30 protein-coding genes and 1 tRNA gene are annotated in these 26157 nt (G+C 59.7%); 22 read left to right on the top strand and 9 right to left on the bottom strand.

Translation table 11 applies throughout. The features are described 5' to 3' along the window. Positions 1 to 4 precede the first annotated feature (4 nt). A complete protein-coding gene (locus tag ACR0JW_RS10475) occupies positions 5 to 433 on the top strand; it encodes a hypothetical protein (RefSeq protein WP_170679346.1) in 429 nt (142 codons plus the stop codon). A gap of 21 nt (positions 434 to 454) precedes the next feature. On the opposite strand, the gene ACR0JW_RS10480 is transcribed toward ACR0JW_RS10475, so the two are convergent. The 3 genes from ACR0JW_RS10480 to ACR0JW_RS10490 all read right to left on the bottom strand — a co-directional run bounded on the left by ACR0JW_RS10480 (position 455) and on the right by ACR0JW_RS10490 (position 3155). After that, on the bottom strand, positions 455 to 817 hold the full coding sequence (locus ACR0JW_RS10480) for an MmcQ/YjbR family DNA-binding protein (protein WP_170679762.1): 363 nt from the start codon (positions 815 to 817) through the stop codon (positions 455 to 457). Positions 818 to 998: 181 nt separating this feature from the next. After that, positions 999 to 2396 carry an aspartate aminotransferase family protein gene (locus ACR0JW_RS10485; protein ID WP_170679344.1) on the bottom strand — a complete coding sequence of 466 codons (1398 nt, stop codon included), beginning with the start codon at positions 2394 to 2396 and terminating at the stop codon, positions 999 to 1001. A gap of 75 nt (positions 2397 to 2471) precedes the next feature. Continuing rightward, a complete protein-coding gene (locus ACR0JW_RS10490; protein ID WP_170679342.1) occupies positions 2472 to 3155 on the bottom strand; it encodes a GntR family transcriptional regulator in 684 nt (227 codons plus the stop codon). Between the two features lie 139 nt (positions 3156 to 3294). Here ACR0JW_RS10490 and ACR0JW_RS10495 point away from each other — a divergent pair, with 139 nt between their 5' ends. The 5 genes from ACR0JW_RS10495 to ACR0JW_RS10515 all read left to right on the top strand — a co-directional run bounded on the left by ACR0JW_RS10495 (position 3295) and on the right by ACR0JW_RS10515 (position 8581). Further along, positions 3295 to 4380, top strand: a complete 1086-nt coding sequence (locus ACR0JW_RS10495) for a polyamine ABC transporter substrate-binding protein (protein ID WP_170679340.1) — start codon at positions 3295 to 3297, stop codon at positions 4378 to 4380. 70 nt (positions 4381 to 4450) lie between these two features. Next, positions 4451 to 5578 carry an ABC transporter ATP-binding protein gene (locus tag ACR0JW_RS10500; RefSeq protein ID WP_170614188.1) on the top strand — a complete coding sequence of 376 codons (1128 nt, stop codon included), beginning with the start codon at positions 4451 to 4453 and terminating at the stop codon, positions 5576 to 5578. Next, complete coding sequence (locus tag ACR0JW_RS10505; RefSeq protein WP_170679760.1) at positions 5578 to 6468, top strand: ABC transporter permease subunit; 891 nt, start codon at positions 5578 to 5580, stop codon at positions 6466 to 6468. The genes ACR0JW_RS10500 and ACR0JW_RS10505 overlap by 1 nt, the downstream gene beginning before the upstream one ends. Further along, positions 6465 to 7283 (top strand): ABC transporter permease, encoded by an 819-nt coding sequence (locus ACR0JW_RS10510; RefSeq protein WP_170614186.1) that lies wholly within the window; start codon positions 6465 to 6467, stop codon positions 7281 to 7283. The genes ACR0JW_RS10505 and ACR0JW_RS10510 overlap by 4 nt, the downstream gene beginning before the upstream one ends. Further along, positions 7280 to 8581 (top strand): NAD(P)/FAD-dependent oxidoreductase, encoded by a 1302-nt coding sequence (locus ACR0JW_RS10515; RefSeq protein WP_170679338.1) that lies wholly within the window; start codon positions 7280 to 7282, stop codon positions 8579 to 8581. Before ACR0JW_RS10510 ends, ACR0JW_RS10515 begins: the two co-directional genes overlap by 4 nt. A 7-nt stretch (positions 8582 to 8588) precedes the next feature. On the opposite strand, the gene ACR0JW_RS10520 is transcribed toward ACR0JW_RS10515, so the two are convergent. From ACR0JW_RS10520 to ACR0JW_RS10530, 3 genes are read right to left on the bottom strand one after another with little or no spacing between them, the layout of a single operon-like run. Further along, positions 8589 to 9539, bottom strand: a complete 951-nt coding sequence (locus ACR0JW_RS10520) for an aminoglycoside phosphotransferase family protein (RefSeq protein ID WP_170679337.1) — start codon at positions 9537 to 9539, stop codon at positions 8589 to 8591. Then, complete coding sequence (locus ACR0JW_RS10525; RefSeq protein WP_170679335.1) at positions 9511 to 10176, bottom strand: flagellar hook capping FlgD N-terminal domain-containing protein; 666 nt, start codon at positions 10174 to 10176, stop codon at positions 9511 to 9513. Before ACR0JW_RS10525 ends, ACR0JW_RS10520 begins: the two co-directional genes overlap by 29 nt. Before the next feature lie 3 nt (positions 10177 to 10179). Continuing rightward, positions 10180 to 11403: a flagellar hook-length control protein FliK gene (locus ACR0JW_RS10530; RefSeq protein ID WP_480713878.1), complete on the bottom strand. Its 1224-nt coding sequence runs from the start codon at positions 11401 to 11403 to the stop codon at positions 10180 to 10182. A gap of 112 nt (positions 11404 to 11515) precedes the next feature. Here ACR0JW_RS10530 and ACR0JW_RS10535 point away from each other — a divergent pair, with 112 nt between their 5' ends. From ACR0JW_RS10535 to ACR0JW_RS10565, 7 genes are all read left to right on the top strand, one after another. After that, a complete protein-coding gene (locus ACR0JW_RS10535; RefSeq protein WP_480713879.1) occupies positions 11516 to 11791 on the top strand; it encodes a rod-binding protein in 276 nt (91 codons plus the stop codon). Beyond that, positions 11781 to 12140 (top strand): flagellar biosynthesis protein FlgN, encoded by a 360-nt coding sequence (locus ACR0JW_RS10540; RefSeq protein WP_170679329.1) that lies wholly within the window; start codon positions 11781 to 11783, stop codon positions 12138 to 12140. The genes ACR0JW_RS10535 and ACR0JW_RS10540 overlap by 11 nt, the downstream gene beginning before the upstream one ends. 73 nt (positions 12141 to 12213) lie before the next feature. Beyond that, positions 12214 to 12345: a hypothetical protein gene (locus ACR0JW_RS10545; protein WP_480440811.1), complete on the top strand. Its 132-nt coding sequence runs from the start codon at positions 12214 to 12216 to the stop codon at positions 12343 to 12345. A gap of 5 nt (positions 12346 to 12350) precedes the next feature. Beyond that, a complete protein-coding gene (locus ACR0JW_RS10550) occupies positions 12351 to 13562 on the top strand; it encodes a flagellin N-terminal helical domain-containing protein (protein WP_170807256.1) in 1212 nt (403 codons plus the stop codon). 77 nt (positions 13563 to 13639) lie between these two features. After that, a complete protein-coding gene (gene flaF, locus ACR0JW_RS10555; protein WP_170679325.1) occupies positions 13640 to 14017 on the top strand; it encodes a flagellar biosynthesis regulator FlaF in 378 nt (125 codons plus the stop codon). Further along, a complete protein-coding gene (gene flbT / locus ACR0JW_RS10560; protein ID WP_170679323.1) occupies positions 14014 to 14412 on the top strand; it encodes a flagellar biosynthesis repressor FlbT in 399 nt (132 codons plus the stop codon). Before flaF ends, flbT begins: the two co-directional genes overlap by 4 nt. Continuing rightward, positions 14412 to 15209 carry a DUF1217 domain-containing protein gene (locus ACR0JW_RS10565; protein WP_170679321.1) on the top strand — a complete coding sequence of 266 codons (798 nt, stop codon included), beginning with the start codon at positions 14412 to 14414 and terminating at the stop codon, positions 15207 to 15209. The genes flbT and ACR0JW_RS10565 overlap by 1 nt, the downstream gene beginning before the upstream one ends. A 132-nt stretch (positions 15210 to 15341) precedes the next feature. Here the strand turns inward: ACR0JW_RS10565 and ACR0JW_RS10570 are convergent, their stop codons facing one another. Beyond that, positions 15342 to 16349, bottom strand: coding sequence for a helix-turn-helix domain-containing protein (locus tag ACR0JW_RS10570; protein WP_480713880.1), 1008 nt, complete (start codon positions 16347 to 16349; stop codon positions 15342 to 15344). A gap of 127 nt (positions 16350 to 16476) precedes the next feature. Here ACR0JW_RS10570 and ACR0JW_RS10575 point away from each other — a divergent pair, with 127 nt between their 5' ends. The 5 genes from ACR0JW_RS10575 to ACR0JW_RS10595 are packed head-to-tail and all read left to right on the top strand — an operon-like array spanning position 16477 to position 21144. Further along, positions 16477 to 17889: an amidohydrolase family protein gene (locus ACR0JW_RS10575; protein WP_480713881.1), complete on the top strand. Its 1413-nt coding sequence runs from the start codon at positions 16477 to 16479 to the stop codon at positions 17887 to 17889. A 26-nt stretch (positions 17890 to 17915) separates the two neighbouring features. Next, positions 17916 to 18680 carry a DUF3299 domain-containing protein gene (locus ACR0JW_RS10580; RefSeq protein WP_170679317.1) on the top strand — a complete coding sequence of 255 codons (765 nt, stop codon included), beginning with the start codon at positions 17916 to 17918 and terminating at the stop codon, positions 18678 to 18680. Beyond that, positions 18677 to 19858 carry a carbohydrate porin gene (locus tag ACR0JW_RS10585; RefSeq protein WP_170679315.1) on the top strand — a complete coding sequence of 394 codons (1182 nt, stop codon included), beginning with the start codon at positions 18677 to 18679 and terminating at the stop codon, positions 19856 to 19858. Before ACR0JW_RS10580 ends, ACR0JW_RS10585 begins: the two co-directional genes overlap by 4 nt. Before the next feature lie 45 nt (positions 19859 to 19903). After that, positions 19904 to 20314 (top strand): hypothetical protein, encoded by a 411-nt coding sequence (locus tag ACR0JW_RS10590; protein WP_480713882.1) that lies wholly within the window; start codon positions 19904 to 19906, stop codon positions 20312 to 20314. After that, the gene (locus ACR0JW_RS10595) at positions 20311 to 21144 is read left to right on the top strand and encodes a membrane dipeptidase (RefSeq protein ID WP_480713893.1); all 834 of its coding nucleotides are present in this window, start codon (positions 20311 to 20313) and stop codon (positions 21142 to 21144) included. The genes ACR0JW_RS10590 and ACR0JW_RS10595 overlap by 4 nt, the downstream gene beginning before the upstream one ends. An 85-nt stretch (positions 21145 to 21229) precedes the next feature. On the opposite strand, the gene ACR0JW_RS10600 is transcribed toward ACR0JW_RS10595, so the two are convergent. Further along, a tRNA-Val gene (locus ACR0JW_RS10600) sits at positions 21230 to 21305 on the bottom strand. 204 nt (positions 21306 to 21509) lie between these two features. Between ACR0JW_RS10600 and modA the strand changes: the two genes are divergently transcribed. From modA to ACR0JW_RS10620, 4 genes are all read left to right on the top strand, one after another. Next, positions 21510 to 22289, top strand: a complete 780-nt coding sequence (gene modA, locus ACR0JW_RS10605; protein ID WP_170679756.1) for a molybdate ABC transporter substrate-binding protein — start codon at positions 21510 to 21512, stop codon at positions 22287 to 22289. Between the two features lie 5 nt (positions 22290 to 22294). Then, positions 22295 to 22987, top strand: coding sequence for a molybdate ABC transporter permease subunit (modB, locus tag ACR0JW_RS10610; protein ID WP_170614171.1), 693 nt, complete (start codon positions 22295 to 22297; stop codon positions 22985 to 22987). Beyond that, positions 22984 to 24081 (top strand): molybdenum ABC transporter ATP-binding protein, encoded by a 1098-nt coding sequence (gene modC / locus ACR0JW_RS10615; protein WP_170679313.1) that lies wholly within the window; start codon positions 22984 to 22986, stop codon positions 24079 to 24081. The genes modB and modC overlap by 4 nt, the downstream gene beginning before the upstream one ends. Before the next feature lie 128 nt (positions 24082 to 24209). Continuing rightward, complete coding sequence (locus tag ACR0JW_RS10620) at positions 24210 to 24632, top strand: tellurite resistance TerB family protein (protein WP_170614169.1); 423 nt, start codon at positions 24210 to 24212, stop codon at positions 24630 to 24632. Positions 24633 to 24634: 2 nt separating this feature from the next. Here ACR0JW_RS10620 and dacB read toward each other — a convergent pair whose 3' ends face one another. Beyond that, complete coding sequence (dacB, locus tag ACR0JW_RS10625; RefSeq protein WP_170679311.1) at positions 24635 to 26113, bottom strand: D-alanyl-D-alanine carboxypeptidase/D-alanyl-D-alanine endopeptidase; 1479 nt, start codon at positions 26111 to 26113, stop codon at positions 24635 to 24637. Positions 26114 to 26157 lie beyond the last annotated feature (44 nt).

The raw sequence follows: 26157 nt of genomic DNA on the forward strand, positions 1-26157 counted from the left end.
AAGGATGCGCTTTGTTTTTTTGTCTCTTCTCTTAGCCACGCCAGCCTCCGCCTGGGAAGCCACGGTCGGGTCGATTTGCACCTTGTCGCATGACACGAGCACGGCCGAAATCTTTCTGACCTATGACCCGGCGCAACCGCTTTATACGCTGACCATCACCCGCAAGACCGAGGGTTGGACGCAGGCGCCGTGGTTCGCCATGCGCTTTGACGGACCGAACCCGATCGAAATCGCGACGCCGCGCCATGTTTTGTCCGAAAACGCCGAATCTCTGACCGTCACGGATACCGGGTTTGGCAATGTTCTGGATGGGTTGGAATACAATCAGACCGCCTATGCATTTACGCAGGACAAGCTGACCGAGTTTCCATTGGCCGGCGCGGCACCGCAAGTTCGGATCTTTCGAGACTGCGCCGGGGCCCAGCTGTCCTGATCGGTCGGCGGGCCGGATGGGTCATCGACCCTGCAGCCCCAACTCCGCCCTTACCTTCTTGGTCAGCTTGGCCACGACCATTTCGTATGAGGTGACGATATGCTCGCGCAGCGAGGCATCGCTCATTCCGCGCGGCTCATAGACCTGCAGCCATTTCATCCCGCGCGACGCCAGATAGGGCGCGGGGCGGATGCCGGGTTCGTCGCCCAGCACCTCGAAAGCCAGATCGGTAGCCTTGAAGGTGAACGCATCGCGCCCTTCGTTCCAGCCGCAGATCGCAAACACCTTGCCGCCCACTTTCCACACATCCGCGTTGCCCCACTGCACCACATGTCTGGTGGCTGTGAGCGAGGCGCAGAAGGTGTTGAATTCATCGCGGGTCATCCCGATGACAGTGCCGGTCCGGGTGAGACGTGGCAATATGCGGCGCGTGTTAATTTTGAAATAACCCTGACCGGCCGCTCTGGTTTAGGCTTGCCCGAAATTCTCAGCTTTCCTGAAAGAAAACGACCCCGAAATCCTGTCAGGATTTCGGGGCCCAATCACGCGGCGCGGCGCAATGGCGTCAGGATGCCGCCTTCATCAGCCCCTGCTTGATGATCTCGGCCTGCGCCTCATCCAATGACTTGTAGATGCGCACGAACATCTCATCGATTTCCGCCGGGGTCAGGATCAGCGGCGGCGAGATGATCATGCGGTCACCCACGTGGCGCATAATCAAATTGTTGGCAAAGCAGCGGTCCCGGCAGATATACCCGATCGTGCCCGGTTCGGACGCGAACTTGGCACGGCTGGCCTTGTCCGGGGTCAGCGCGATCGATGCCATCATGCCGACGATCTTCGCCTCACCCACCAATGGGTGATCGGCCAGAGCCTCCCACTTTTCCTTCAGATAAGGCGCGGCCACATCGCGGACATGCTCGACGATCTTTTCCTCTTCGAGAATACGCAGGTTTTCCAGCGCGACGGCCGCGGCGACCGGATGACCAGAGTAGGTGTAGCCGTGGTTGAATTCAGTGCCGCCGATGACCTCGGCAATCTCATCGTTCACAATCGAGCCGCCGATTGGCGCATAGCCCGAGCTGAGGCCCTTGGCGATGGTCATGATATGCGGTTTGATGCCAACGGTTTGCGATCCGAACCAGTTTCCAGTTCTGCCAAAACCGCAGATCACCTCATCGGCGATAAGCAGGATATCGTATTTGTCGCAAATCCTCTGGATCTCGGGCCAGTATGTGTCGGGCGCGACGATAACGCCGCCTGCACCCTGAACCGGTTCGGCAATAAAGGCCGCGACCCGATCTTCGCCCAGTTCCTGAATGGCTTCTTCCAGCTCTCGCGCGCGGGCCAGGCCGAACTCCTCCGGCGACATGTCGCCGCCTTCGGCCCACCAGTTGGGCTGGTTGATGTGGTGGATGTTCGGGATCGGGATGCCGCCCTGCGCATGCATGCCTGCCATACCGCCCAGCGAAGCCGAACCCACAGACGAGCCGTGATAGGCGTTGTGGCGGCTGATGATGATGTTCTTGTCGGGCTGGCCTTTTTCGGCCCAATAGGTCCGCACGAGGCGGATATTGGTATCGTTGGCCTCGGACCCGCCGGCGGCGAAGAAGACGTGGTTCAGGTCGCCCGGGGCCAGTTCGGCGATCTTGGCGGCCAGTGCAATGGCGGGCACGTGGGTCGTTTTGAAGAAGGTGTTGTAATAGGGCAGTTCACGCATCTGACGCGCGGCCACGTCGGCCAGTTCATCACGGCCATAGCCGATATTGACGCACCACAGTCCGGCCATGGCGTCAAGAATCTCTTCGCCTTCGCTGTCAGTCAGGTAAACGCCGCTGGCGCGGGTGATGACGCGGGCCCCTTCCTTTCCGAGAGAGCCGTTTGCGGAAAACGGGTGTATGTGATGGGCCGCATCCAGGGCCTGAAGTTCGGCGGTGGGCATGTGATTGGTTATGATGGACATCCGAGAATCCCCTGCAACGATGGTTGCGTCACACAATATGATCAAATTCTACGCTGTCAATCGAATCACTTCACATTATGCGTCAGTCAGCGTGTCAGCCATCAGTGCCATGCCTTGCTCGATGTCCTGCGCGGCCGCCTTTCCGGCACTTTCCGCATCCCCACGGCGAAGCGCGCCAATAATGTCTTTGTGCCGGTCGGGCAGGCTCTGTGTACCGAAACGACCACAGACAACCCGCAGGGACGGGCCGAATCGCAACCACAAACGCTCGGCCAGATCGCTGAGAATCGGGGCGTCTGCATGGGAATAAAGCGTCTCGTGAAATTCATGGTTCAGACGCAGGTATCCACTGACATCACCATCCGCGATGGTGCGGTCCAGCCGCTGGTCGATCTCTTCCAGCCGATCAATGTCCGCAGGGCTAATACGCGCCGCAGCACGGCGGGAAAGCTCTGATTCTATTGATATTCTGGCGAATATCACCTGCTCGACATCCTCGTTCGACAAGAGAGGCACGCTGACACGGCGGTTGCCCTGAAACACCAGCGCACCGTCCGAGATCAGCCGGCGGATTGCCTCGCGCACCGGGGTCATGCCGACACCGAGAGATTCGGTCAAACCCTGGATCGTCACCGGTTGACCGGGGACCAGTTCACCGAACAGGATCTGCGACTTCAGCCTGTGATAGACCTGCGCATGTGCCGGGCTTTTTTCATTGTCCGCCGAAGTTCCGGATGGCTTATTTTTGATCAAATCCAATTGCTTCACCCTGTTTGTCTGGACCTGAACCAGCAGCTTTTGGTTCGGGATGAATCTTAGTCGGTCTTGCAAGAAAACACAAAACTTGATCAAATCTCAAAAAAAGTGAAAATACGCGTGAATAAGCAGGGAGAAGAAAATGAACATCAAAACGCTGACACTGACAGCGGTGGTCGCACTGGGGACTTCGGCAGCATTTGCCGAAGAGGTGCGTGTCTACAACTGGTCAGACTATATCGACGAAGAACTGTTGAATAAGTTCGAGGAAGAAACGGGCCTGACCCTGATCTATGACGTGTTCGACAGCAACGAGGTTTTGGAAACCAAAATGTTGGCGGGCGGCTCGGGCTATGACGTGGTGGTGCCATCCGGCACATTCCTTCAGCGTCAGATCCAGGCCGGCGCGTTCCAGAAGCTGGATACTTCAAAGCTGTCCAACGCGGGCAACCTTTGGGATGTCATTCAGAACCGTACCGCAGGGTATGACCCGGACAATGCCTATTCGATCAACTATATGTGGGGCACCACAGGTATCGGCGTGAATGTCGGCAAGGTCAAAGAAGTGCTGGGCGAGGACGTTGCCCTGAACAGTATGGATCTGGTTCTCAAGCCGGAGAACATGGAGAAGCTGGCCTCATGCGGCGTGCACTTCCTGGATGCACCTGCCGAAATCATTCCGATGGCGCTGCAGTATATCGGTGAGGACCCGGACAGCCACGACAAGGACGTAATCGGCAAGACCGAGGAAGTTCTGATGGGTGTACGTCCGTATATTCAGAAATTCCACAGCTCCGAGTACATCAACGCGCTGGCAAACGGTGACATCTGTGTGGCCGTTGGATGGTCAGGCGACATCCTGCAGGCGCGGGATCGCGCGGCTGAGGCCGAAAACGGTGTGGAAATCGAATACCACCCGTTTGCCGAAGGTTCGCTGATGTGGTTCGACCAGATGGCGGTTCCTGCGGATGCCCCGAACCCGGAAGGCGCGCACAAGTTCCTGAACTTCATTCTGGATGCCAACAACATGGCCGCCGCCTCGAACTATGTCTACTACGCCAACGGCAACAAGGCGTCACAGGAGTTCCTCGAGGAAGACGTGATCGGTGATCCGGCGATCTATCCGGATGAGGCGACCATGCAGAACCTGTACATCACGACACCCTATCCGTCGAAGACCCAGCGGGTTGTGACTCGTCTTTGGACCAAGATCAAATCGGGCACCTGACCGATTTATCGGCGCAGGGCGGCCTTGGCTGCCCTGCGCCTGTTTCCAGTCCGGCAACACGGGGGCCACAGTGACTTCTGACGTCTTTGCGCCATGGGATGACCCACAGGCGAAACCGCTGATCCAGTTTCAGAACGTGACCAAACGTTTTGGGGCCTTTACCGCCATCGACAATCTGTCTCTGGATATCTTCGAAAAGGAGTTCTTTGCTCTGCTCGGGCCGTCCGGATGTGGCAAGACCACCATGATGCGGATGCTGGCGGGGTTCGAAACCCCGACCGAAGGGCACATCATGCTTGGCGGTCAGGACATCGATCCGATCCCGCCCAACAAAAGGGCGGTAAACATGATGTTCCAGTCCTATGCCCTGTTTCCTCACCTGAGCATCTGGGACAACATCGCCTTTGGCCTGCGTCGGGACAACATGCCAAAGCGTGATCTAGAAAACCGGGTCGAAGAAATGTTGCGTCTGACCCGGCTGGAGCAGTTTGCCCGCCGCAAGCCGCATCAGATCTCGGGTGGTCAGCGGCAGCGGGTCGCGCTTGCACGCTCGCTGGCAAAAGCGCCCAAACTGTTGCTGCTGGACGAGCCGTTGGGCGCGCTGGACAAGAAACTGCGGCAGGACACGCAGTTCGAACTGATGGATATTCAGGAAAAGACGGGCACCACTTTCGTAATCGTGACACACGACCAGGAAGAAGCCATGACCGTCGCCAGCCGCGTCGCCGTCATGGATCAGGGGCAGCTCAAGCAGGTGGCCACCCCCGACCGGATATACGAGACGCCAAACTCGGTCTACGTGGCAGACTTCATCGGGGATGTGAACATCATCGAGGGCCGGGCGACCGCAAATGGCGAAGAGACGTACAAGATCGACTGGGCCGAAGGGCAGGCACCGCTGACGGCACAGTCAAGAAGCGGATTTTCAAACGGTCAGACCTGTCATCTGGCGATCCGCCCCGAAAAAGTGACAATTTCGGCCGAACGCCCCGCCGACGCGATCAACGCGGTGCAGGGCAAGGTGCATGACATTGCCTATCTGGGCAATCTGTCCACCTATCACGTGGAACTGCCGAACGGCACGATCATCAAGGCGCAAACGGCCAATACGCGCCGCATCTCGCGCCGATCCTTCACATGGGAAGACCCGGTCTGGCTGTCCTGGACAGCGACCGCCGCGGTTCTGCTGGATCGCTGATGCGCCGGGCCCTGCTGATCGCACTTCCCTATGTCTGGCTGCTGGCGCTGTTCATGGTGCCATTCTTCATTGTCCTGAAGATTTCGCTGTCGGACACGGCCCTTGCCATCCCGCCCTATACGCCGACGCTGGACCTGTCCGAAGGGTGGGCCGGCATCAAGGCCTTCTTCAGTGAACTGGATCTGGAGAATTTCGTCTGGCTGACCGAGGATGACCTTTACTGGAAGGCTTACCTGTCCAGCGTCAAAATCGCCCTGATCTCGACCGTTCTGACGTTGATCGTGGGCTACCCAATTGCCTACGGCATGGCCCGCGCGCCCGAGGAATGGCGCCCGACGCTGATGATGCTGGTGATCCTGCCGTTCTGGACCTCGTTCCTGATCCGGGTCTACGCCTGGATGGGCATCTTGAGCAACGAAGGCTATCTGAACCAGTTTCTGCTGTCGACCGGGATCATCTCGACCCCGCTGACCATCCTGAACACCAACACGGCGGTCTATATCGGCATCGTCTATACATATCTGCCCTTCATGATCCTGCCGGTCTATTCGGCGCTGGAACGGATGGACGGATCGCTGATCGAAGCCGCAGAAGATCTGGGATGTTCACGTCTGCAGGCGTTCTGGCTGGTGACAATCCCGCTGTCGCGGCCCGGCATCATCGCCGGATGCTTCCTTGTGATGATCCCCGTGATTGGCGAGTTCGTGATCCCGTCGCTTCTGGGCGGATCCGGAACGCTGATGATCGGCAAGGTGTTGTGGGAAGAGTTCTTCTCGAACCGCGACTGGCCTGTGGCAAGCGCCGTGGCGGTGGTTCTGCTGCTGATCCTGATCATTCCGATCGTGCTGTTCCAGCGCAATCAGCAGAAACAGACGGAGGCCGAGAAATGAACAGGCTAAGCTGGTTCAACGCGGTTTCCCTGACACTGGGCTTCGCTTTCCTTTACATTCCGATGATCATCCTGATCATCTTCAGCTTCAACGAAAGCAAACTGGTCACGGTCTGGGCCGGGTTCTCGACCAAATGGTATGGGGAACTGGTCCAGAACGAAGCATTTCTGGATGCCGCCTGGGTCACGATCCGGGTTGCGGTATTCTCATCAACGCTGGCCACCATTCTGGGCACGGCGGCGGCTTATGTGCTGGTGCGCGGCGGGCGGTTCTTTGGCCGTACGCTGTTCTCCGGCATGATCTACGCGCCGCTGGTCATGCCCGAAGTGATCACCGGCCTGTCCCTGCTGCTGCTGTTCATCGGCATCGGTCTGGACCGGGGCATCCTGACCATCGTTCTGGCCCACACAACCTTTTCGATGTGCTTCGTTTCGGTCGTGGTCTCCTCGCGGCTGGTGACGTTCGATCAGTCTCTGGAAGAGGCAGCGCTTGATCTGGGCTGCTCTCCGGCGCAGGCGTTCCGGCTGGTCACGTTGCCGATCATCGCGCCTGCGGTGATCTCCGGCTGGCTGCTGGCTTTCACCCTGTCACTGGACGATCTGGTGATCGCATCTTTCACCTCGGGGCCGTCGGCCACGACCTTGCCGATCAAGATATTCTCGGCCGTCAGGCTGGGCGTCAGCCCTGAGATCAATGCGCTGTCCACGCTCATGATTGCGGCGGTGACGGTCGGGGTAATCACCGCGTCACTGGTGACCAAGAGGGCCATGGTACGGCAACGTCAGGACGAGACGGCGGCGGCGCGCACTGAATGAAGCGCCTGTTTCCTGATTATACCTACGGCCCCGCCCCCCGGCAGGGGTGCTGGTGGGACGAAACCATCGCAGCACCGGACTGGCCCACGTTTCCTGGCGGGTCGCAGGTTGACGTCGCCATCATCGGGGGCGGCTTCACAGGTGTTTCCGCCGCCTTGCACCTGGCCCGGAAAGGCGTTTCGGTCGCCGTGCTCGAAGCGGCAACGCCCGGTTGGGGCGCCTCGGGGCGCAATGGCGGGTTTTGCTGTCTGGGGGGATCGAAACTGACCCGAAAGGGATTGGCCCGCCGTTTTGGGGAACCCGCAGCCGAGCGTTATGAACAGGCCGAACAGGACGCCGTGGCGCTTGTTGCCGACCTGCTCTCGGCCCACGGCATTGAGGCCGATACCCATTCGGGTGGTGAGACACAGCTTGCCCATTCAAAACGCGCGATGGATGCACTGCGCAAAAAGGCGGACGCGTCCGGTGTCTTGCACGACCGGGAAGAATTGTTGCACTTGGGGTTCGGCGGTCCGTTTTACGGCGGTTACACAACTCCCGTTGGTTTTGCCCTGAATCCCCGGAAATACCTGTTCGGTCTGGCAGCAGCCGCCGGATCGTCCGGTGCACAGTTCTTTCAGTCCAGTCCGGTTTCAAACATAGAAAAGACCCGCGGTGGCTTCGAACTCAAAACACCGAACGGCAACTTGCGTGCGGATAACGTGCTGGTCTGCACCAACGGCTATTCCAGTGAAAACATCCCGCCCTGGATGGCGGGCCGGTACATGCCCGCCCAGTCGACGGTTCTGGTCACCCGACCCATGTCCGAAGCCGAGTTGCAGGCGCAGGGCTGGACCACGGATCAGATGTCATACGATAGCCGGAACCTGTTGCACTATTTCCGGCTGATGCCCGACCGGCGGTTTTTGTTCGGAATGCGCGGCGGGTTGCTGTCCTCGGCCCGCGCCGAGGCGGCCATTCGCCGGAAAGTGAAACAGGATTTCAGGCGCATGTTCCCGGGCTGGGCCGATGTGGACGTAACGCACACATGGTCCGGAATGGTGTGCCTGGCCCGCGATCTGGTTCCATTTGTCGGGGCTGTTCCCGGGCAGACCGGGATGTTCGCCGGCTTTGCCTACCATGGCAACGGGGTCGCCATGGGGACCTATAGCGGCCGCGCCTTGGCCCGGCTTGTCCTGGGACAGCCTGACGATCTTCCGCCGCCAATGGCCCGCTTGCCGCGTCGTTTCCCACTAGGGCCCTGGCGGCGCGCCCTGATGCCCCCCGCCTATGCGCTGCTCGCGCTGGACGATCTCTGAGCACGGATCAAAGCGCGGCCAGTTCCAATTCGAACCCTTTTGCGTAATCCGGTGCGCCATTTTCCTTGCGCCACAGGCAATAGGCCGCCATGCGCCACGTGTACCAGCGGCGCAGGCTCCGGTACCGATCCGTAACCGCTGCGTTTTGGTAGGCTGACAGGAACCGGTCTTCTTCATCCCGCGTCAAAGCTGCTCCGCGATACAGAACCTGCATTGCGGGCGACAGAAACAGGGCAAGGTCTTCGCACGGATCCCCCAAAGCCGGGCATTGCCAGTCGATCAGAGTCAGGCCCGATGATGCAACAAGGATATTGCCCGGAACCGGGTCCCCGTGGATCAGGCAGCGATGGGGCAACGAGGCGACAGGCCGGTCCGGCTTCAAACCCTCAAGCCGGGACCGGTCTGCGGACGTGCAGGCTTCAAGGATTTGCTGGCCATGACGGGCCAGATCGGCGCTGCCGTTGCAACCGTCCGGGGCCTCGACCGCCGGAGGCAGGGAATGCAACCTGTTCAGCAGCGATGCGACCTCTTCCGGCCCGGATTGCCAGGGCGATCCGGGGGCGTGGTCATAAAAAACCCATCGATCCGTTCCGTACTGCCCCGAACCACGCAGGCGCGGTACGAACCCGGTATGCGCCAGCGCTTGCAGACAACCAGCTTCCAGACCCGCGTCGTTGCGGAACAGAGGGTTTCGCAGTGCCGTGCGATATAGCTTGAGCACCCTGTCATACTCCTCGCCCAGCACCTTCCACACCTGATTGGTGCGACCACCATAAAGCGTCTCAAACTGTGCATCGGTCGCGATCAGCTTCTGACGGCAGAGGTGATCGACAAGGTCGGTCGGAGGATGAAGCGGACGGGACAGGGGCTTTACCGGGATTAATAACGAGTCGGGTTTTGCCAACCTTTGGCCTGTACGGCCCGGCAGATCAAGCGCCGGTTCGGATACCGGTGACATCGCCGGTGGAAACCGCCGCACCGCTTTCCAGAATCAAAAGAACCGTTCCTTCCGCGACCTGAGCCTCGACAACGCGCGTGTAGGCCGAGGCCAGCTTGCGCGATATCAACTCGCCGCTTTTGTAGCTTTCCAATGTAGCGGAATAGCTGCCCGAAGGCAGAGGATTGCCGGACGGATCCACCCCGGCCCAGTCCAGTTCGGTTTCTGTGTCGGGCAGGGTTATCCGGTCGAGGATAACGCCTTCGGCATTCTGGATGACCAGCACGGTTTGGTCCGCAGCCGGTTCCTGTTCGACAAACAGGGTGACAGGCTGGCCATCAAACTGAAACGCCGAAGCAGACCGGATGTCCATTCCGACCCAGTTGGCAAGTTGCTCGGGATTGGCTCCTGTCATCGCCATGGCAAGGCTGGTCAGCAAATCATTGGTCTGGACCTGTTGCTCAACCATTGAAAACTGCGCCAGCTGAGATGCGTATTCAGACGAATCCAGGGGCTCCAAAGGATCCTGATTGCGGGCCTGTGCTGTCAGCATCAAAAGGAAGGTTTCAAAATCCGATGTAAGGGCAGATGCCCGGGATTGTGCCGCAGTAGGCAGCTGAGTCGTAGACTGCGTGACGGATTGGGCCGGTGTGATCATGCGTCAAAGCCTTATGTAGATGCCCCTGGAAGGGCCTGTTTTTGGAACGGACGGATCAAGGATCTGGTCGGCCTCGGCCAAACCGGTGTCCGCGCTTGCAGGGCGATGGGCGTCCGACCCGCCGTATCCGATATCGGGTGATGTGCCGAACTCGAAGGACTGCCCCCCAAAACCGAGTTTCTGAAACTCGCTTTCCAGAACCGAGATATGCCGGCGCATCAGGTCCAGCGTTTCCGGACGCTCAGCGGTAATGCTCATGTGCAACCCGTCCTCGCGTCCGTTCAACACAATCGAGACCCGTCCCAAGTCTTCTGGGTTCAGGGCGATCTCAACGGCTCCGGTGCCGGGCCTTGACGAGATGACGGCGGCCATCTGCCCTGCGACGGCACGCGCGACATCTGCGGGGGGCGTGGGCGGCGGGCTGCTCATAAGTGATGCTTCGCGCGACGCGACAGGTGAACGGGTGTCACCCGGCGATTGTGAAATGTCGAGTTCCTGAACCGCTGACTGCTCGGTCTTGGAGCCCGATTTGGCTGACGCGAGCAATTGCATCTGAGCAAAGCCCGGTGCAGCTGCCACACCGATGGTGCGGGCGGGTGCGGGCCTGAATTCCGAAGCGACCGAACTATCCCACTGAGGTATCTCCGCAAGGTTGGCACTGACCCCCTGCTGTTTCGGTTCAGACCCGGTAGTGGCAGTCACCACCACGTGCTTGTCTATCAGGGAAGACATAGCCGCTTGGATCGGCGCAGCTTCAGGGTTTGCGGGCATGGGAGAGTATGACGGTTTGCGCCCGACCTGATCAGCCATTTCCACCCTCTGCACGGGGTGACTCAAAGCCTGAGCGGTTTCCGCCCGAGGTTCTAGTGATGCGTTGAAGTCTGTCCCCCCGTCCGGCGGCACGGAAATCCCCGTCCAGTCATCCGGTCCCCCACCAACTTCTGGAGCGTCGGCCGCCAGCACATCCGAAGGTGCCGGGCGAGCGGGCTGTTCCGGCGTCGCTTGCGGTTCGGCCTGTTCCATCGGCAATTGTTTTTTGAGCTCTGGCACCGCGTCCGTCACCTCAGGGGCTTCGGGATCAACCACGGTCTCGGTTGTGTCGATCTCCCCTGCCAGAATGTCCTGGAAGGTCGCCTCCTTTTTGACGTCACCACGCGGGTGCGGGTTCGCGTCCGCTTTAGCGGGCACAGGTTTTGACGGGGCGGACATCAGAATCGGGTTGGGCATTTTGCTCCGGGCTCCGTTTGCGTATCCGGAAACATGCCTTGCGGAAGTTACGTTTATTTTAACCGCTTTCCCCTTTGATCAGGAAAGTTCGATCCAATTTTCGGAGAAAGCCATGAAGATCGCCGCCCCTTCCGCCTCACCTCAGCCGTCTTCACCTCTGACCAGGTTGCAGGCCGCCGCGATCGAGCTCGAGGCCACGTTTCTGGCCGAGATGCTGAAATCAGCCGGGTTGGGCGATACGCGCAAGACCTTTGGTGGCGGCGCAGGAGAAGATCAGTTTTCGACCTTTCTGGTCCAGCATCAGGCAAAGCAACTGGCCCTGTCGGGCGGTGTGGGCCTGTCCGAGATCCTGTTGAAAGCCATGATGGAGAACACCGATGCCGACTGAACGAAACGCTGACCTGCTGAAGTCACTGGAAAGCATCCTGGAGCTTGAGCGCATCGCGCTCACCGAAGGTGATCTGGATCGTGTGGCTTATCTGGAGCCCGAGAAGGAAAAACTGATTAACGCGATCAATGACCTGCAGGTTTTTCGCCGGGATGAACTGATGCGGGTTCAAGGCAAGGTTTCGCGGAATCAGGATCTGCTGAAAAGCGCGGCCGAAGGTATCCGGTCGGTGGCTGACCGCATCGCCGAGCTGCGCCGTGTTCAGCAGGAGTTCAGCACCTATGGGGCAGACGGGCAACGCAGCGGCTTTTCCGTTCGGCGCAGTGCAAAGCTGGAAAAACGGGCATAGCCGCAGGTTTGATTCAAATCGGAATTTTAGCGGCATTTCGCTTTAGCACTCCGTTAGGGGATCGGCACCAATAGTGAGCCTGCATCTGGAAACAGCAGGTGGCGCGAACGACCGAACGGCGCATCGCATCCGTCAGAAAGACATCAAAGCCCGCCCAATTTGGCGGGACAGCATGGGCCCGAAATGCCCGAACGGAGAAGGATGAATGACATGTCCAGTATTCTGACAAACAACGGCGCAATGGTGGCGCTGCAAACCTTGAAGTCGGTCAACAAGAACCTAGCACAGACCCAGAACGCGATCTCGACAGGCAAAGACGTTGCGACTGCCAAGGACAACTCTGCCGTCTGGGCGATTTCCAAGGTGATGGAGTCGGACGTCAAAGGGTTCAACGCCATCAAGGACAGCCTCGCACTGGGTGAATCGACGGTCGCCGTGGCGCGCAATGCGTCCGAGACGGTGACGGATCTGCTGACCCAAATGAAGGCCAAGATCGTTGCGGCGCAGGAAGACAACGTTGATCGCAGCAAGATCAATGACGACGTGACCGCATTGAAGGACCAGATCGCGTCCGTGGTCAGCGCGGCCCAGTTCAACGGCCTGAATCTGGTGGACGGCTCTGCCGGGTCGGCGTCAATCCTGGCCTCTCTGGATCGCGACAATACCGGTGCGGTAACGGCGTCGTCCATCACGGTTGCAGGCCAGAACCTTTCGACGGGCGGCTATGTGGCGGCGCAGGTGTTCGATGGCTCGACCGGCGCGTCGACCGGCAACGACCGCGTGGGGGCCACAATTGACAATGGCGCCACGTCCGCCACCGCCCTGGTGACGGATGAATCCAGCGGTGCCTTCGCCGCCGGTGACAAGGTTGTCGTCGCGATTGACGATCAGATTGTATCCTACACGGTGTCGGCAGCGGATGCCGCTGCGACCACTACCGGCGATCTGGTCGCCGTAGGTCTGAAAGCAAAGATTGAGGAATTGGGCATTACCGGCCTGACCGTCGATTACGATTCAGGCACGGCGGGGACACTGTCCGTGACCAATGGCACCGGCGAGGATATCTCGTTCTCGGCCCAGTACGTGAACGCCGGATCCGGCGGCCTGGGCGCGCTGGCGGGGATCGATGTCTCCACCGGAGCAGGAGCGACCGCGGCTCTGGCAGCGGTCGAATCGCTGATCGACACCTCGATTGACGCATCTGCGGCATTTGGCTCATCGCAGGGTCGAATCGAAACCCAAAAAGCGTTCATTTCGAACCTTGCGGACTCGTTCAAATCGGGGATCGGCTCGCTGGTCGACGCCGACATGGAAGAGACCTCGGCGCGCCTGCAGGCGCTACAGGTACAGCAGCAGTTGGCCACCCAGTCGCTTTCGATCGCCAACCAGGCACCGCAGTCGATCCTGTCGCTGTTCCGGTAATATCCAAACCTTGTCGGGGCGGGCGCGATCCGCCCCGGCAATGACAGCCTGAAGACGACCTGCTGGAAGGATTTCATGTGACCCCTCTCACTCTAGCCCAACGCGCTTATGCTCAAACCGCTGCGCCGACACGAACGCCGCGCGACACGGAATACGAGGCGATTTCCAAGATCACTCACAGGCTGAAGGCCGCATCCGCGCGCCGTAATGCGGATTATGGCGGGTTTGTTCATGCGCTGCACGAAAACCGGCGGTTGTGGTCGGTGCTTGCCAGCGGTGTTTCAAATTCCGAAAATGCGCTGCCCGCCGTACTGCGTGCCCGGATATTCTATCTGGCCGAGTTCACGGAACAGCACAGCAGCAAAGTGCTAAGCAGCGACGCAATGGTGGACCCTTTGCTTGAGATCAACATGGCCGTCCTGCGCGGTCTTCGCCAAAACGGAGACCCAAGATGAGCGGGCTGGTTCTGAAGCTTGCCCCAAAGGAACGGGTGCTGATCAACGGGGTGGTGATCGAAAACGGAGACCGGCGCAGCCGGTTCTCGATCATGACGCCGGAGGCAAATGTATTGCGGTTGCGGGACGCCATTCATCCGGACGAGGTCAATACACCTGTCCGACGGGTGTGCTACGCGGCCCAGCTTGTTTTGTCCGGAGATACGGATCCGGATCAGGCCCGCCAACAATTGCTGCGCCGGGTTGAGGAGTTGAGCCAGGTGTTCACCGACGCCGACAGCCGACGTGTTCTGGCCGAGGCAACGCAGGCCCTTGTCGCCGGACAGCACTACAAATGCCTGAAAGCGCTCAGATCCCTGCTGCCGCGGGAAGCGCGGCTGATGGCGTATCAGTGATGAGCTTTCAGCCGGTCATACCATCGGGCGGATTGGTCGGTTGGCGCTTCCTGCAGCGTACCTATGACGCGCAGTTGCAAAGCTTCGGCACGTCCAACGTCAATGACCGCGAGGCCCCGTATTTTCTGGACAACATCGGCAAAGTGAAAGCGGCAGAGGATCTGGGGTCTGACCGCCGCCTGTTACAGGTTGCGCTCGGGGCGTTTGGGCTGGAGAACGATCTGAACAATCGGTTTTTCATTCAGAAGATCCTGTCAAACGGCACCCAGGCCGATGATGCGCTGTCCAATCGTTTGTCCGACAAAAGGTATCGCGCGTTCTCCGAAGCCTTTGGCCTGGGGCTAGGAGAAATCAGAAAAACCGGCCTAATCGCGAACATGGAAGAGATAGCACGCAACAACGTGGTGTCCCGGTTCGAGATTGCGGTGGGCGAAAGCGACGAAACGTTGCGAATCTCGCTTTACGCGCAGCACGCGCTGGCCGATCTGGCGGCAAGCGGCGGGAGCGCAGACACCAAGTGGTTTGATCTGATGAGTCTGCCGCCCCTGCGCAAGATGATGGAAAAGGCTCTGGGCCTGCCACCAAGTTTCGCACAGTTTGATATCGACAAACAGCTTGAGGTTTTCAAAGACAAGTTGTCCCGCCTGACCGGTTCCGACGATCTGTCTCAGTTCTCAAATTCGGATGCCGTTGGCCTTTTGACCGACAGGTATCTGGCCCGCAGTCAAATCGCACAAATACAAAGTTCAATTTCTCCGGCGCAAACAGCTTTGGTCCTGTTGGGGGGCGGTTTCTGACGGGATAGCGAGCAGAACTCGAGACCCCACAACCCTAACATGCCTTCTGAGAGAATGTGTTACGAATTCTTGTCGGCTTTTGACGGAAATGCCTATGAAAGGCCGCGAACCGCCAGTCCGGACTTTTGCGCTTCAGCCAGATCCAAGCCGGAATTTGGTTGGTGTCACGCCAGTCTGGCCTCGAAAAAAGCGTGTGAAGTGAGACTTGTCCGAGTAGCCCAGCATCAGACCAATCTCTGCGATTGTCTTTTTGTCGTCCTTCAGGTGTTCCTTTGCTACATCGATGCGCAGCCGTTTGATTTCGCGCGGCAGTGTTGTGCGTTGTTGCTGAAGTGCCTTCAGAAACCGATCCGGCTGTATGCCGAGCAACCCGGCCACCACATCCGGCCCTAAATCCGTTTCATCCAGTTTATCGCGCAAGACAGATCGCAATGCGGCGACCACGGTTACTTCTTCCTCTTGCCGTTCCGAGACTTTGGCGACGACAGAACCCCCTGAAACATGGTGCAAAAACAACCACTCGACAGGGAAACTTAGCTGCATTCCGGGGTCGGCCCCAAGACCAACCTCGATCCCCTTGTAGGCGATCGGCAAGCCATTGATGTATCGGCTTTCCCATCGCACGACAGTTGGATCCCACGAGTTGCCAACAACGGTTTGCAGAAGCCTCACATAGATTGCGGCGCCGAAACCGGTGACTTGGATCGGTGGAACCGCGGGCTCTTGTTGCCGCTCGACCCGATAGGTTGCCTTGTTCGCATCCACGATCAGCCTGTGCCGAACCGAGCTGGATTCCTGCGGCACAAGCCGCACGAAATGGGCGAAAAACTCGAAAAGCGTCTTTGAGGCTTGCTGCGCCTGCGCAAAAGGCGGCCAGCCTTGCAAATCGAAGGTTTCGCCGACATGAAGCCCGAGATACCGATCGCCCGCCAATTCCGAAAACGCATTCAGAAGTCCGAAAACCAGCTCGGAATGCACATATACGGATGGATCGGACAACAATTCGGCCTTGAGGCCTACCTGATCCAGGGCCGGCCGCGGGTCGATCCTGCGGTCGGTGAGGTACCGTAGAAACGGCGCGGCCAATGCCAGCCGAATAAAGCCCTCGCTATGGTCCCCGGTGGTAGAATTGACAGGCACGATCGTCCCCTTCGGCTCAAGCGGCAAGTTTAGGCGAGTAGCCACTTTTCTTGCCACATTCGAACATCCTACTGAAAAAGTGGCAACCGGTCCAAGCCCTTTCGGGCTAGTTTAAAAGGATCTGAATATGACGAGGTTTCTCATGTCCGGCTTACAAAACTTCCTTCTTTCAGCGGCCGTTGTCACGGTAACGTTTTCCTCTTCTCTGGCCGCACAGGCGCAAGACGAAAAAGCGCCCCAGACGCTGTTTACCAATGTCCATGTCTTCGACGGTGTGAATGAGCAGCGCATCGAGAATGCCAGCGTTCTGGTTGAGGGAAACCTCATCAAATCCGTTTCGACTGATGCGATTGAGGCACCGGATGCCACCGTGATCGATGGCGGAGGACGGACATTGACCCCCGGCTTTATCGAGCTCCATGCGCATCTCATGTTGATGGGCCCGACGCTTCCGGCGATGGAGGCCAACACGACGTGGGAAGACTTCGCCATTCACGGCGCCCGGATGGCCGAGATGTACCTGATGCAGGGCTTCACCACTGTCAGGGATGCGGGCGGGGCCAATGGAGGACTTCGCAGGGCAATCGACTCGGGTCAAATCGAGGGCCCCCGTTACTATCCGTCCGGTGCGTTCATCGGAACCCGGGGTGGCCACGCCGACTTTGCCAATTTCACCGCGCCGCCGGGTTCGGAAACCAATATGAGCCGCCTGAACCTGGCGCAGGAGGTCAGCGGAGTTGACGACGTCTACAAATTCGCGCGCAACAATTTTCGCATGGGTGCGACGCAACTGAAATTCATGCAGTCCGGCGGTGTGGTTTCGGCATTCGACCCCTGGCAATTGCTGGCGGGATCCCCTGAAGAGATCAAAGCCGCAGTGCAGGTGGCAAATGAGTACGGCAGCTACGTCATGGCGCATTCCTATCGTAAGGAAGCGATCCTGGGTGCGCTCGACGCAGGCGTAATGTCGATAGAACATGGCTTCTCGTTTGACTGCGAAATCGCCCAGGTCATGAACGAAAAAGGGGCCTACATCACCACGAACCTGACAGCCTTCGATCCCGGCCTGCTGGATATTCCGGCGGTTGCCAATGTGCCGTCCAGCCTTGCCAAGGCGAAATCGGCCTCGGCCACTTTCGCCGGCTACATCGACAACATGAAAGAATGCCCGGTCAAGCGCGGGTTCCAGACAGATTGTGTCGGCTCGGTCGAAGCGTGCAACATCCAGATCGCCTACGAGAAGCACCTCAATAACGAATTCTTCGGTCCCTACACGTCATTGGTGACGCTGACCTCGACCGGTGGCGAGGTTGTGGCGCTGTCGGGCGATTTCATGAACCCGTATACCGCCGGCAAGCTGGGTGTGATCGAAGAAGGCGCCTATGCCGACATTCTGCTGATCGATGGCAACCCGCTAGAGGATTTCTCGGTGGTTGGTACCGGGGATCAATGGTTCGGCGCTGATCCCAGACCCGACAGCCCGGAAACCATTCGCCTGATCATGAAAGACGGTGTAATTTACAAAAACACGTTGGATTGACCGCAGAAATCACCCGGAGGTTCTTAATGCGTCACTGGTTTTTCCTCGCTGTCGTCGCAGCCATGTCCTGGTGCGCTCAATCTGCGGTGGCGATGTCAGGCACAGCGCTGGACTGGGCTGATTTGCCCGACCCGTCCGTGCAGGAATTCGAGGACCCGTACCGGGACCTCAGCCCCGAACAATTCGACGACGTTCTGTTTGTTGTGCGGTTGCGCGGCAGGCTGCAGGAGGACAATGGCAGCGCCGAAGAACGGCAGAACTGGCAAGAGCTTCTGACCGAGACCGAGGATGCCTTGCTGGCCGGTGGTGTGGATGTCGACTGGCTGCTGGATCAGCGGGAAGTCGTGACTGAACGCCGAAGAAAGGCGGGGACTGCCGGTAACCCGCAATTCGACGGTCAGACAATTACGCTGGCGGGTTTTGCAATTCCCGCACCCAGCGACCCGGACGGCCAGCCCGTGGCCTATTTGGTGCCGGAACGCGGAATGTGCAGCCACATGCCCCCACCTGTGCCCAATCAGATGATCCGGGTGCGGCTGAACGGCGATTGGACGCCCAGCTATGTTCATGAACCTGTGCGACTGACTGGAAAGCTGACAATTGACCCTTCGGATCAGGAACTGATGGTTGTCGATGGACTTGTGCCCATGCGCGCAACGTTCCAGTTGGAGACGGACAGCGTTGAAACTTTGGAAACAGAGGCAGACAGGCTGGAGTGGAAAAAGCAGGCAGCAGATCGTCTTCGCGCGGCGGGTGACCGCAAGACCGGAGGGGCAAGGATTTCCGAATGATCAGGCACCTGATTGCCGCCGCTTTTGTCATCGCGACCGCTGCTGCAGCCAATGCGCAGGGGCTGTCAGGACCTTCATCTGTTGAGGCCGATCTTGAACCCGGGGACGGGCTGACCGACCCGCAATACCGCTCGGATTTTCCGCGCAACATCGCGCCGGGTTGGTTCAACTGGAAAGATCGGCTGGCCGAAAACGGGGTTCGGTTCAACCTGGATTATCTGGCGTTGGGCCAAACCACGAATGCAGATCTGGGAACCGGCGAGGCGGCCAGCGGCATCGCGCGCTTTTACGGAAACTGGCAAGCGACCGAGCGTGGCTCTCTGACATTCAAGATCGAGCACCGGCACAGCTATACGGATATTGCGCCGCAGTTTCTTGGACTGGACGGCGGCGCCCTGTCGATCACCGGGACGGCTTTCAACGACACCGGGCTGCTGCTGACCAATCTGTTCTGGACGCAAAGGGCCGACGACGGGGCGTGGACCTTACAGTTTGGTCAGATCGATGTGACCGACTTCGTTGATATCTACGGTCTGGTCAGCCCCTATAGCGGGTTTCAGAACCTGGCGTTCAACACCAATCCAACCATCAATGCCCCAAATCCTGGGCTTGGTATTGCCGGGGGCCTCAAGCTCAACAGCAACCTTTATTTGGTCGCCAGTGTCGCCGATGCCAATGCCGACCCGTCCGACCCGGATTTTGATGTTTTCAGCGATGGCAATCTCTTCAAATCGCTCGAACTTGGTTACACATCCGGCTTCGACCGCATCTATTTTGACAATGTCCATCTTACCATCTGGCACGCGGATGCCGCCGACGACGGCAGCCGCCCCGAAGACTATGGCGGTGCGTTCTCCGCCGCTTGGTTTGTGGACAACAAATGGATGCCGTTCCTGCGTGCCGGGGCCGCGAAAGGGACGGCCGCGCTGTACAAGCGGTCGGTTTCGGCCGGCGTGGGATATTACGGCCGAAACACCGATCTGGCCGGAGTTGGCCTCAATTGGGCCGAAGCCCGCGGCATCGACGGAGACCAGTTCACAGTCGAGGCTTTCTATCGCTTTTCGATTTCGCCCGGCCTGCAAATCACGCCATCGGTGCAGTTCATTTCCAATCCACTGCTGAACCCAAATCAGGATAGTATCACACTGTTCAGTCTGCGAACCCGGATCGTTTTCTGAGGCACGACCGACGTCCTGAGCAACAATAACAAGGGAGCTTCCGAAATGAAGACCCAGTTGGCTGCAAGCGCCCTGGCGATAGTCTTTGGCGGCGCGTTGCATGCCAGTGAAGAAAGCAAGACATGGGACGCGTCAGATGAAGCCAGGCAGTCCGTGAAGGACACAATCGTTCTGGGTATTCTGGCCAGCCCTTATCGCACCGGCTGGACCGGGTACGACCAGCTGCACACATATTTCGAACGCGCACGGGACAATGGCACCACAGGTCATGAGATGACACTGGCCGCAGCGGACATGTCCTTCGAAACCCTTCTGGAACAGCATTATCACTTCCGCGCCGCCATGACGCAGCAGCCCGAAAACTACCTTGTCGTGAATGAAACCCGGGATATCGAAGCCGCCCCCTACAAGGCAAAACCGCCGTCATTTGGAACAGCCAGACCGCCACAATCCTGAATGGTGACCTCAGGAAGATGGCATTGCTCAAGGACATGGGCATCAAGAGCATGATCCTGGCCTACAACGATATTTTCCGAACGGGTTCGGGACAATTAGCAGCCTACAACGGACGTGACATCGGCCTTACGCCCTGGGACAAATCCGTCATCGATGAAATGGTGCGGTTCGGCATCCTGCTGGACCTCAGCCATACTGGTTCCAAGACCGCCAACGACGCCATGAACTATATGGACGAGAATTACCCCGGCGTGCCTTATGTCTACACGCATTCTGTGCCTGCGGGGCTTTACAAGAACGAACCCAACGCAACCGCGCGCGGATGTTATCGCACCATTCCCGACGACGAGGCGCTGCGGGCCGCCAAGTCAGGCGGCTATATCTCGCCCACGTTTACGGAATGGATGATGGACGGCATCTGGCCCGAGGATATCTCGCCCAAACAGGCCGCAGATATGATCGATTATTACGTCCAGCTTGTGGGTGTCGACCATGTCGGGATCGCAACGGATGACATGTTCTCGCTCGAACTCGTCGTGCAGTGGGCGACTGCAAACGCAAGCATGTACGATGATGGCGGATACATGATCGACGCCTTCAACAAAGGAGCCACCGGCAACGGTGAACTCGCCAAGATCCTGGCGGCCATCACGGATGATCTTTGGGCGCGCGGGTATTCCAACGAGGATCTCGAAAAGATCTATGGCGGCAACAAGATGCGGGTCTACGCGCAGGTCTGGGAGGGCAAGCCACCCGAACAGTTTCTGAAAGAATACCCCGAGCGTCTGCGCTTGCGACAAGAGCTTCGTGACGGGTTCTATTCACGTTAGACCAACAACAAACACCCGCGATGAACGCAAAGTGGCGTTGTCGCGTCTTTATTTTGATAGGCGCCAGAACATCAGGGCTGAAGAATGGTGGGTGATGAGAGACTCGAACTCCCGACATCTTCGGTGTAAACGAAGCGCTCTACCAACTGAGCTAATCACCCGTGAGGGTGCATGTAGCCAAGCCCGCGCGCGGGCGCAAGAGGGTCTGGAACAAATTCTTGCGCCAAAGGACAGGAACGGACCGGATCAGATCAGCGATTTCGTCAGACCACTTCCCCACAATTTCATTCACCACAGGGAAAGGCGCTTGCGTGTTCCCTGCTGCCTCCGATATTCCCGAAAGGACTGAAACCACAGGAATGCGCATGATCCTGACCCGCGCCTGCCGTTTTCTCATTACGGCCCTGGTCCTTGGCACCCTGACACTGGCTCCGGTGCGGGCCACGGCCGAGGGTGTTCTGGTCTTTGCGGCGGCCAGCCTCAAGACGGCGCTGGATGAAATCGTCCCTGTTTTTGAAGACCGGACCGGGCATCAGGTGACGGTGTCTTATGCCGCATCCTCAGTTCTGGCGCGGCAAATTCAGCAGGGCGCACCGGCGGATCTTTTCATCTCGGCCAATCAGGACTGGATGGATCAGTTGCAGAACATGGGGCTGATTGCGCCCGATTCCCGTGTCGAACTTTTGGGCAACGGTCTTGTGCTGATAGGCCCATCCCGTCAGGCACCCTTGCTAGACCTGTCCGCTGATTTCGATCTGGTGACCGCGCTGGACGGCGGGTATCTGGCCACGGCGCTGGTCGATGCCGTCCCTGCGGGCGTCTATGCCAAGGCCGCGTTGCAAAGCCTCGGCCTGTGGGACGATGTGCAGGAACAGGTTGCACAGACCGACAATGTGCGTGCCGCACTTGCGCTGGTCGCAAGCGGCGCAGCCCCGCTGGGGATCGTCTACCGATCCGATGCGCAGGCCGAAGCCCGGGTCAGCGTGGTCGCCGCGATACCGGGTGACCTGCATCCCCCCATCGTTTATCCCGCCGCCCTGACCGCAACCGCCAATCCGGCAGGTCGGGCCTTTCTCGAACACTTGCAATCTACGCCATCTCAGGGCGTTTTTGCCGCGCAGGGTTTTTCCCTGCCGAACGGGTAACGCCGATGGGCTGGTTGGGACCAGAAGAGCTTGAGGCGCTGAAACTGTCCCTGCGGGTGTCGTTCTGGGCCACACTGGCCACGCTGCCGTTTGGCATTTTTGTGGCCTACGCCTTGGCCCGCTGGCGCTTTCCGGGGCGGCAGGTGCTGAACGGGCTGGTGCATCTGCCCCTGATCCTGCCACCTGTCGTGACCGGATATCTGTTGTTGCTGACCTTCGGCATTCAGGGGCCACTGGGCAGCTTCCTGGCCGAGTTCGGCATCGTGTTTGCCTTTCGCTGGACCGGCGCGGCGCTGGCCGCCGGTATCATGGCCTTTCCCCTGATGGTTCGCGCCATCCGACTGTCGATTGAGGCGGTGGACCCCAAACTGGAACAGGCAGGTGCGACCTTGGGGGCCTCACGGCCCATGGTGTTTGCCACCGTGACCTTGCCGATGATCCTTCCGGGCGTCATCGCCGGGGCAATTCTGGCCTTTGCCAAGGCAATGGGCGAGTTTGGGGCCACCATAACATTCGTGTCCAACATTCCCGGTCAGACACAGACGCTGCCATCCGCAGTCTATGCCTTTCTGCAGGTTCCCGGCGGTGAGGCCGCCGCAACCCGGCTGGTCATCGTGTCCATCATCATTGCCATGGGCGCGCTGCTTCTGTCCGAATATGTCGGCCGCCGTGCGGCGGAACGGGTGGCCGGGTCATGAGCCTTTCTGTCCGTCTGCAACAGGAACTGCCGGGGATCGATCTGGACCTCAGCTTTGACGCACCGCCCGGTGTGACCGTCCTGTTCGGGCGATCGGGCTCCGGCAAGACCACCGTTGTGAATGCGGTGGCCGGTCTGCTGCGTCCCCGGGCGGGGCGGGTGGCCGTCGATGACTGGGTTCTGTTCGACACGGATCAGGGCCTGTGGCTGCCGCCCCACCGGCGGCGTCTTGGCTATATCTTTCAGGAAGGCCGCCTGTTTCCGCATCTGACCGTCCGCCAGAATTTGGCTTACGGCCGCTGGTTTGCTCCCCGCAGGGCGCACCGTGAAGATCCCGGCAAAGTGATCGAAATGCTGGGCGTCGGTCATCTGCTAGATCGCCGCCCGTCGGGCCTGTCGGGTGGCGAAAAGCAACGTGTTGCCATCGGCAGAGCCCTGTTGGCCAGCCCCCGTCTGATACTGGCCGACGAACCGCTCGCCGCGCTGGATGACGCCCGTAAGGCGGAAATCCTGCCCTACTTCGAGCGGCTGCGGGACGAAGTATCGGTGCCTATCCTCTATGTCACGCACTCCGCCGCCGAGGTGGCCCGGTTGGCGACCTCGGTTGTGGCCTTGCAGGACGGCAAGGTCGTGCGGCACGGTCCCGCATCGGACGTGCTGGCAGACCCTTCTGTTGCACCTGCCGGTGTGCGCGCGGTCGGCGCGGTGCTGCGGGTTCGTGTACACGATCACCACGCCGACGGGCTGAGCGAACTGGACGCGGGCGGTGCACGCCTGTTCCTGCCGCGCATCCCGCACCGGGTCGGAGAAAACCTGCGCATTCGAATCCCGGCGCAGGAAGTCATCCTGTCAGACCGAAAACCCGAAGGTCTGTCGGCCCTGAACGTCCTGGAAGGCACGGTCGATACGATCCGCGCCGGTGACGGTCCGGGGGCCATCGTATCGGTGCAAACCCCCGCGGGCCCGGTTCTGGCCCGCGTCACCCGCCGGTCGGTGTCGGCCCTGGGCCTGGCCCCGGGACGCACCTGTTACGCCGTAATCAAAACCGTGGCTCTGGCACCTCAGGATGTCGGCGGCCGGGTGAACACAAGCTGACCGTCCGGAGCGGCATTCCGGATACGAACCGCGGGCATTCCCCGACCAAGTCACAGAAAACAAGGTGTTGAACCTGCCTGCGTGCCCTCCTATCGTGCCCACTCAGAAAAACCAGTCAGGAACAGGCCATGACCGACCAAATCGCACATCCCATGTCCCCGCAGGATTGCCTCGTGGCGATCATGGTTGCGGTCTCGGCCTCGGACGAAAACATTCGCACTGCCGAATTGGTCAAGATAGAAACCGCCGTCAACATGCTGCCGGTCTTTGCCGATTACGACATCGACCGTACCCGCCGGGTGTCACAGATCGTGTTTGACCTGTTCGAACAGGAAGACGGCCTGGACGCCCTGTTTGGCCTGATCCGGGAAAACCTGCCCGAGCGGCTGAACGAAACCGCCTACGCGCTGGCCTGCGACGTGGCGGCCGCCGATGGCACTCTTGCGGAAACCGAACTGCGCCTGCTCGAGGAAATCCGGTACGAACTGGACGTTGACCGTCTGCACGCCGCCGCAATCGAGCGGGGGGCCCGCGCCCGCCACACCGTCTGAGTTCAACTGCCGTAAAGTGACCCCCAGCGCTCGATCAGCGTGCGCTGCAGCTTGCGCGAACGCCTGTTCCAGTTGCGCGCACCCTCGGGGCGTTCGCGCAGCGCACGTGGAATTGTGGCGCGCCGTTCCACGTCGGCGGTAAAGATGGCAAAGGCCAGATCGGTTCCGTCAACCGTGGTCAAAAACCCGCCCAGGCCGGAAACGAAATTCAGCGTACCGGTTTTGGCGGCTACCTTGACGGGGTGATCCCGCACGGCGCGTCCTTTGCTGTCGGTCAGAGTGAAGGGCTTCAACAACGGGCGCAGCACATTTGTCTTGCGCGCCGCTACCAGCGCCTTGACCAGATCGCCGGGCGCCATGCGCGAGGCATCGCCCAGACCCGAATGATCCACCATGGCGATCCGCTCGACACCATAGGTTTCAGCCGCCCATCGGTTCATCTCGGACGCGGACTCGGCCAGGGTCTGCGGTCGCGCGCCCCGCGCCCGTGAGGCCGCCAACCCGACCATCTCGGCCGTCAGGTTGGTCGAATATTTCAGCATTCCCCGCAGGATGCTCTCCAGCGGGTCACTCTGGTGCACCACCAGAACCGCACCCCCAGGCGCCTGCCGTGTGACCTGAACCCGGCCCAGAACGATGCCGTTGACCCGCGCCAGCGTGCGGAACACATCGCCCGCATATAGCGCCGGCTTTCGAACGGGCAGCCACCGCGCGCCGCCATTGCCCAACGCCGCCTTGGCAACAGTCCACCGGTCCTGCCGCGCACTGGGCTGGTAGGTGTAAATCGGCAAGCTGCGGGCTTCGACCTGCATCGTCGCCATGTCGACGGCCGGGTTATACCGTGCACTGCGCGCATCCATGGCCACATCATAGCCCTTGCCGTCGCGCTTCCATTCGAAATGAACCCGGTTGAAATTCAGCGATATGCCACTGATCGCCGGGCTGTAGCCCAGATGATCCGGCTGGCCCGGGTCGATGCTGTTCACGTAGGGCAGCGCGCCATCATACACTTTGAACGCGCCGCGCACCTCGGTGATCCCGGCATCGCGCAGATTGGCCGCCATACTGGCCAGCGCATCCGTATCCAGCAGCGGATCGCCGCCGCCCACAAGGATCAGGTCGCCCTTCAGAATACCGTTCTCAACCGGTCCGTCCGCCATCAATCTGGTTTCAAACCGATGCTCTGGCCCCAGCACATCCAGCGCATACAATGCCGTCAGCGCCTTGGCCACGCTGGCTGGCGGCAATCCGTCCTGCGCGCCATATCCTTCCAGCTGCGCCCCGGTTTCCGCATCGGCGACGGCAAAGACGACCTCACCCTGCAGTCCGGCTGCGCGGACAATCCGCTCGACACCGTTCAGCTCCGGCCCGCGCATCTGTGGGCGCAGTGACACCAGCGGCGCCCCAGCCAGTCCGGTAGCGGGGATCAGCGCGGCCCCAAGCCCGCCAAGAATGAATCGACGCGAATAACGATCAACCATAGGTCAATTAAAATCCCAGAGTTTTCGCCCAAACAACCGCCCGC

The sequence above is a fragment of the Ruegeria sp. BG6 genome (genome assembly GCF_056538465.1).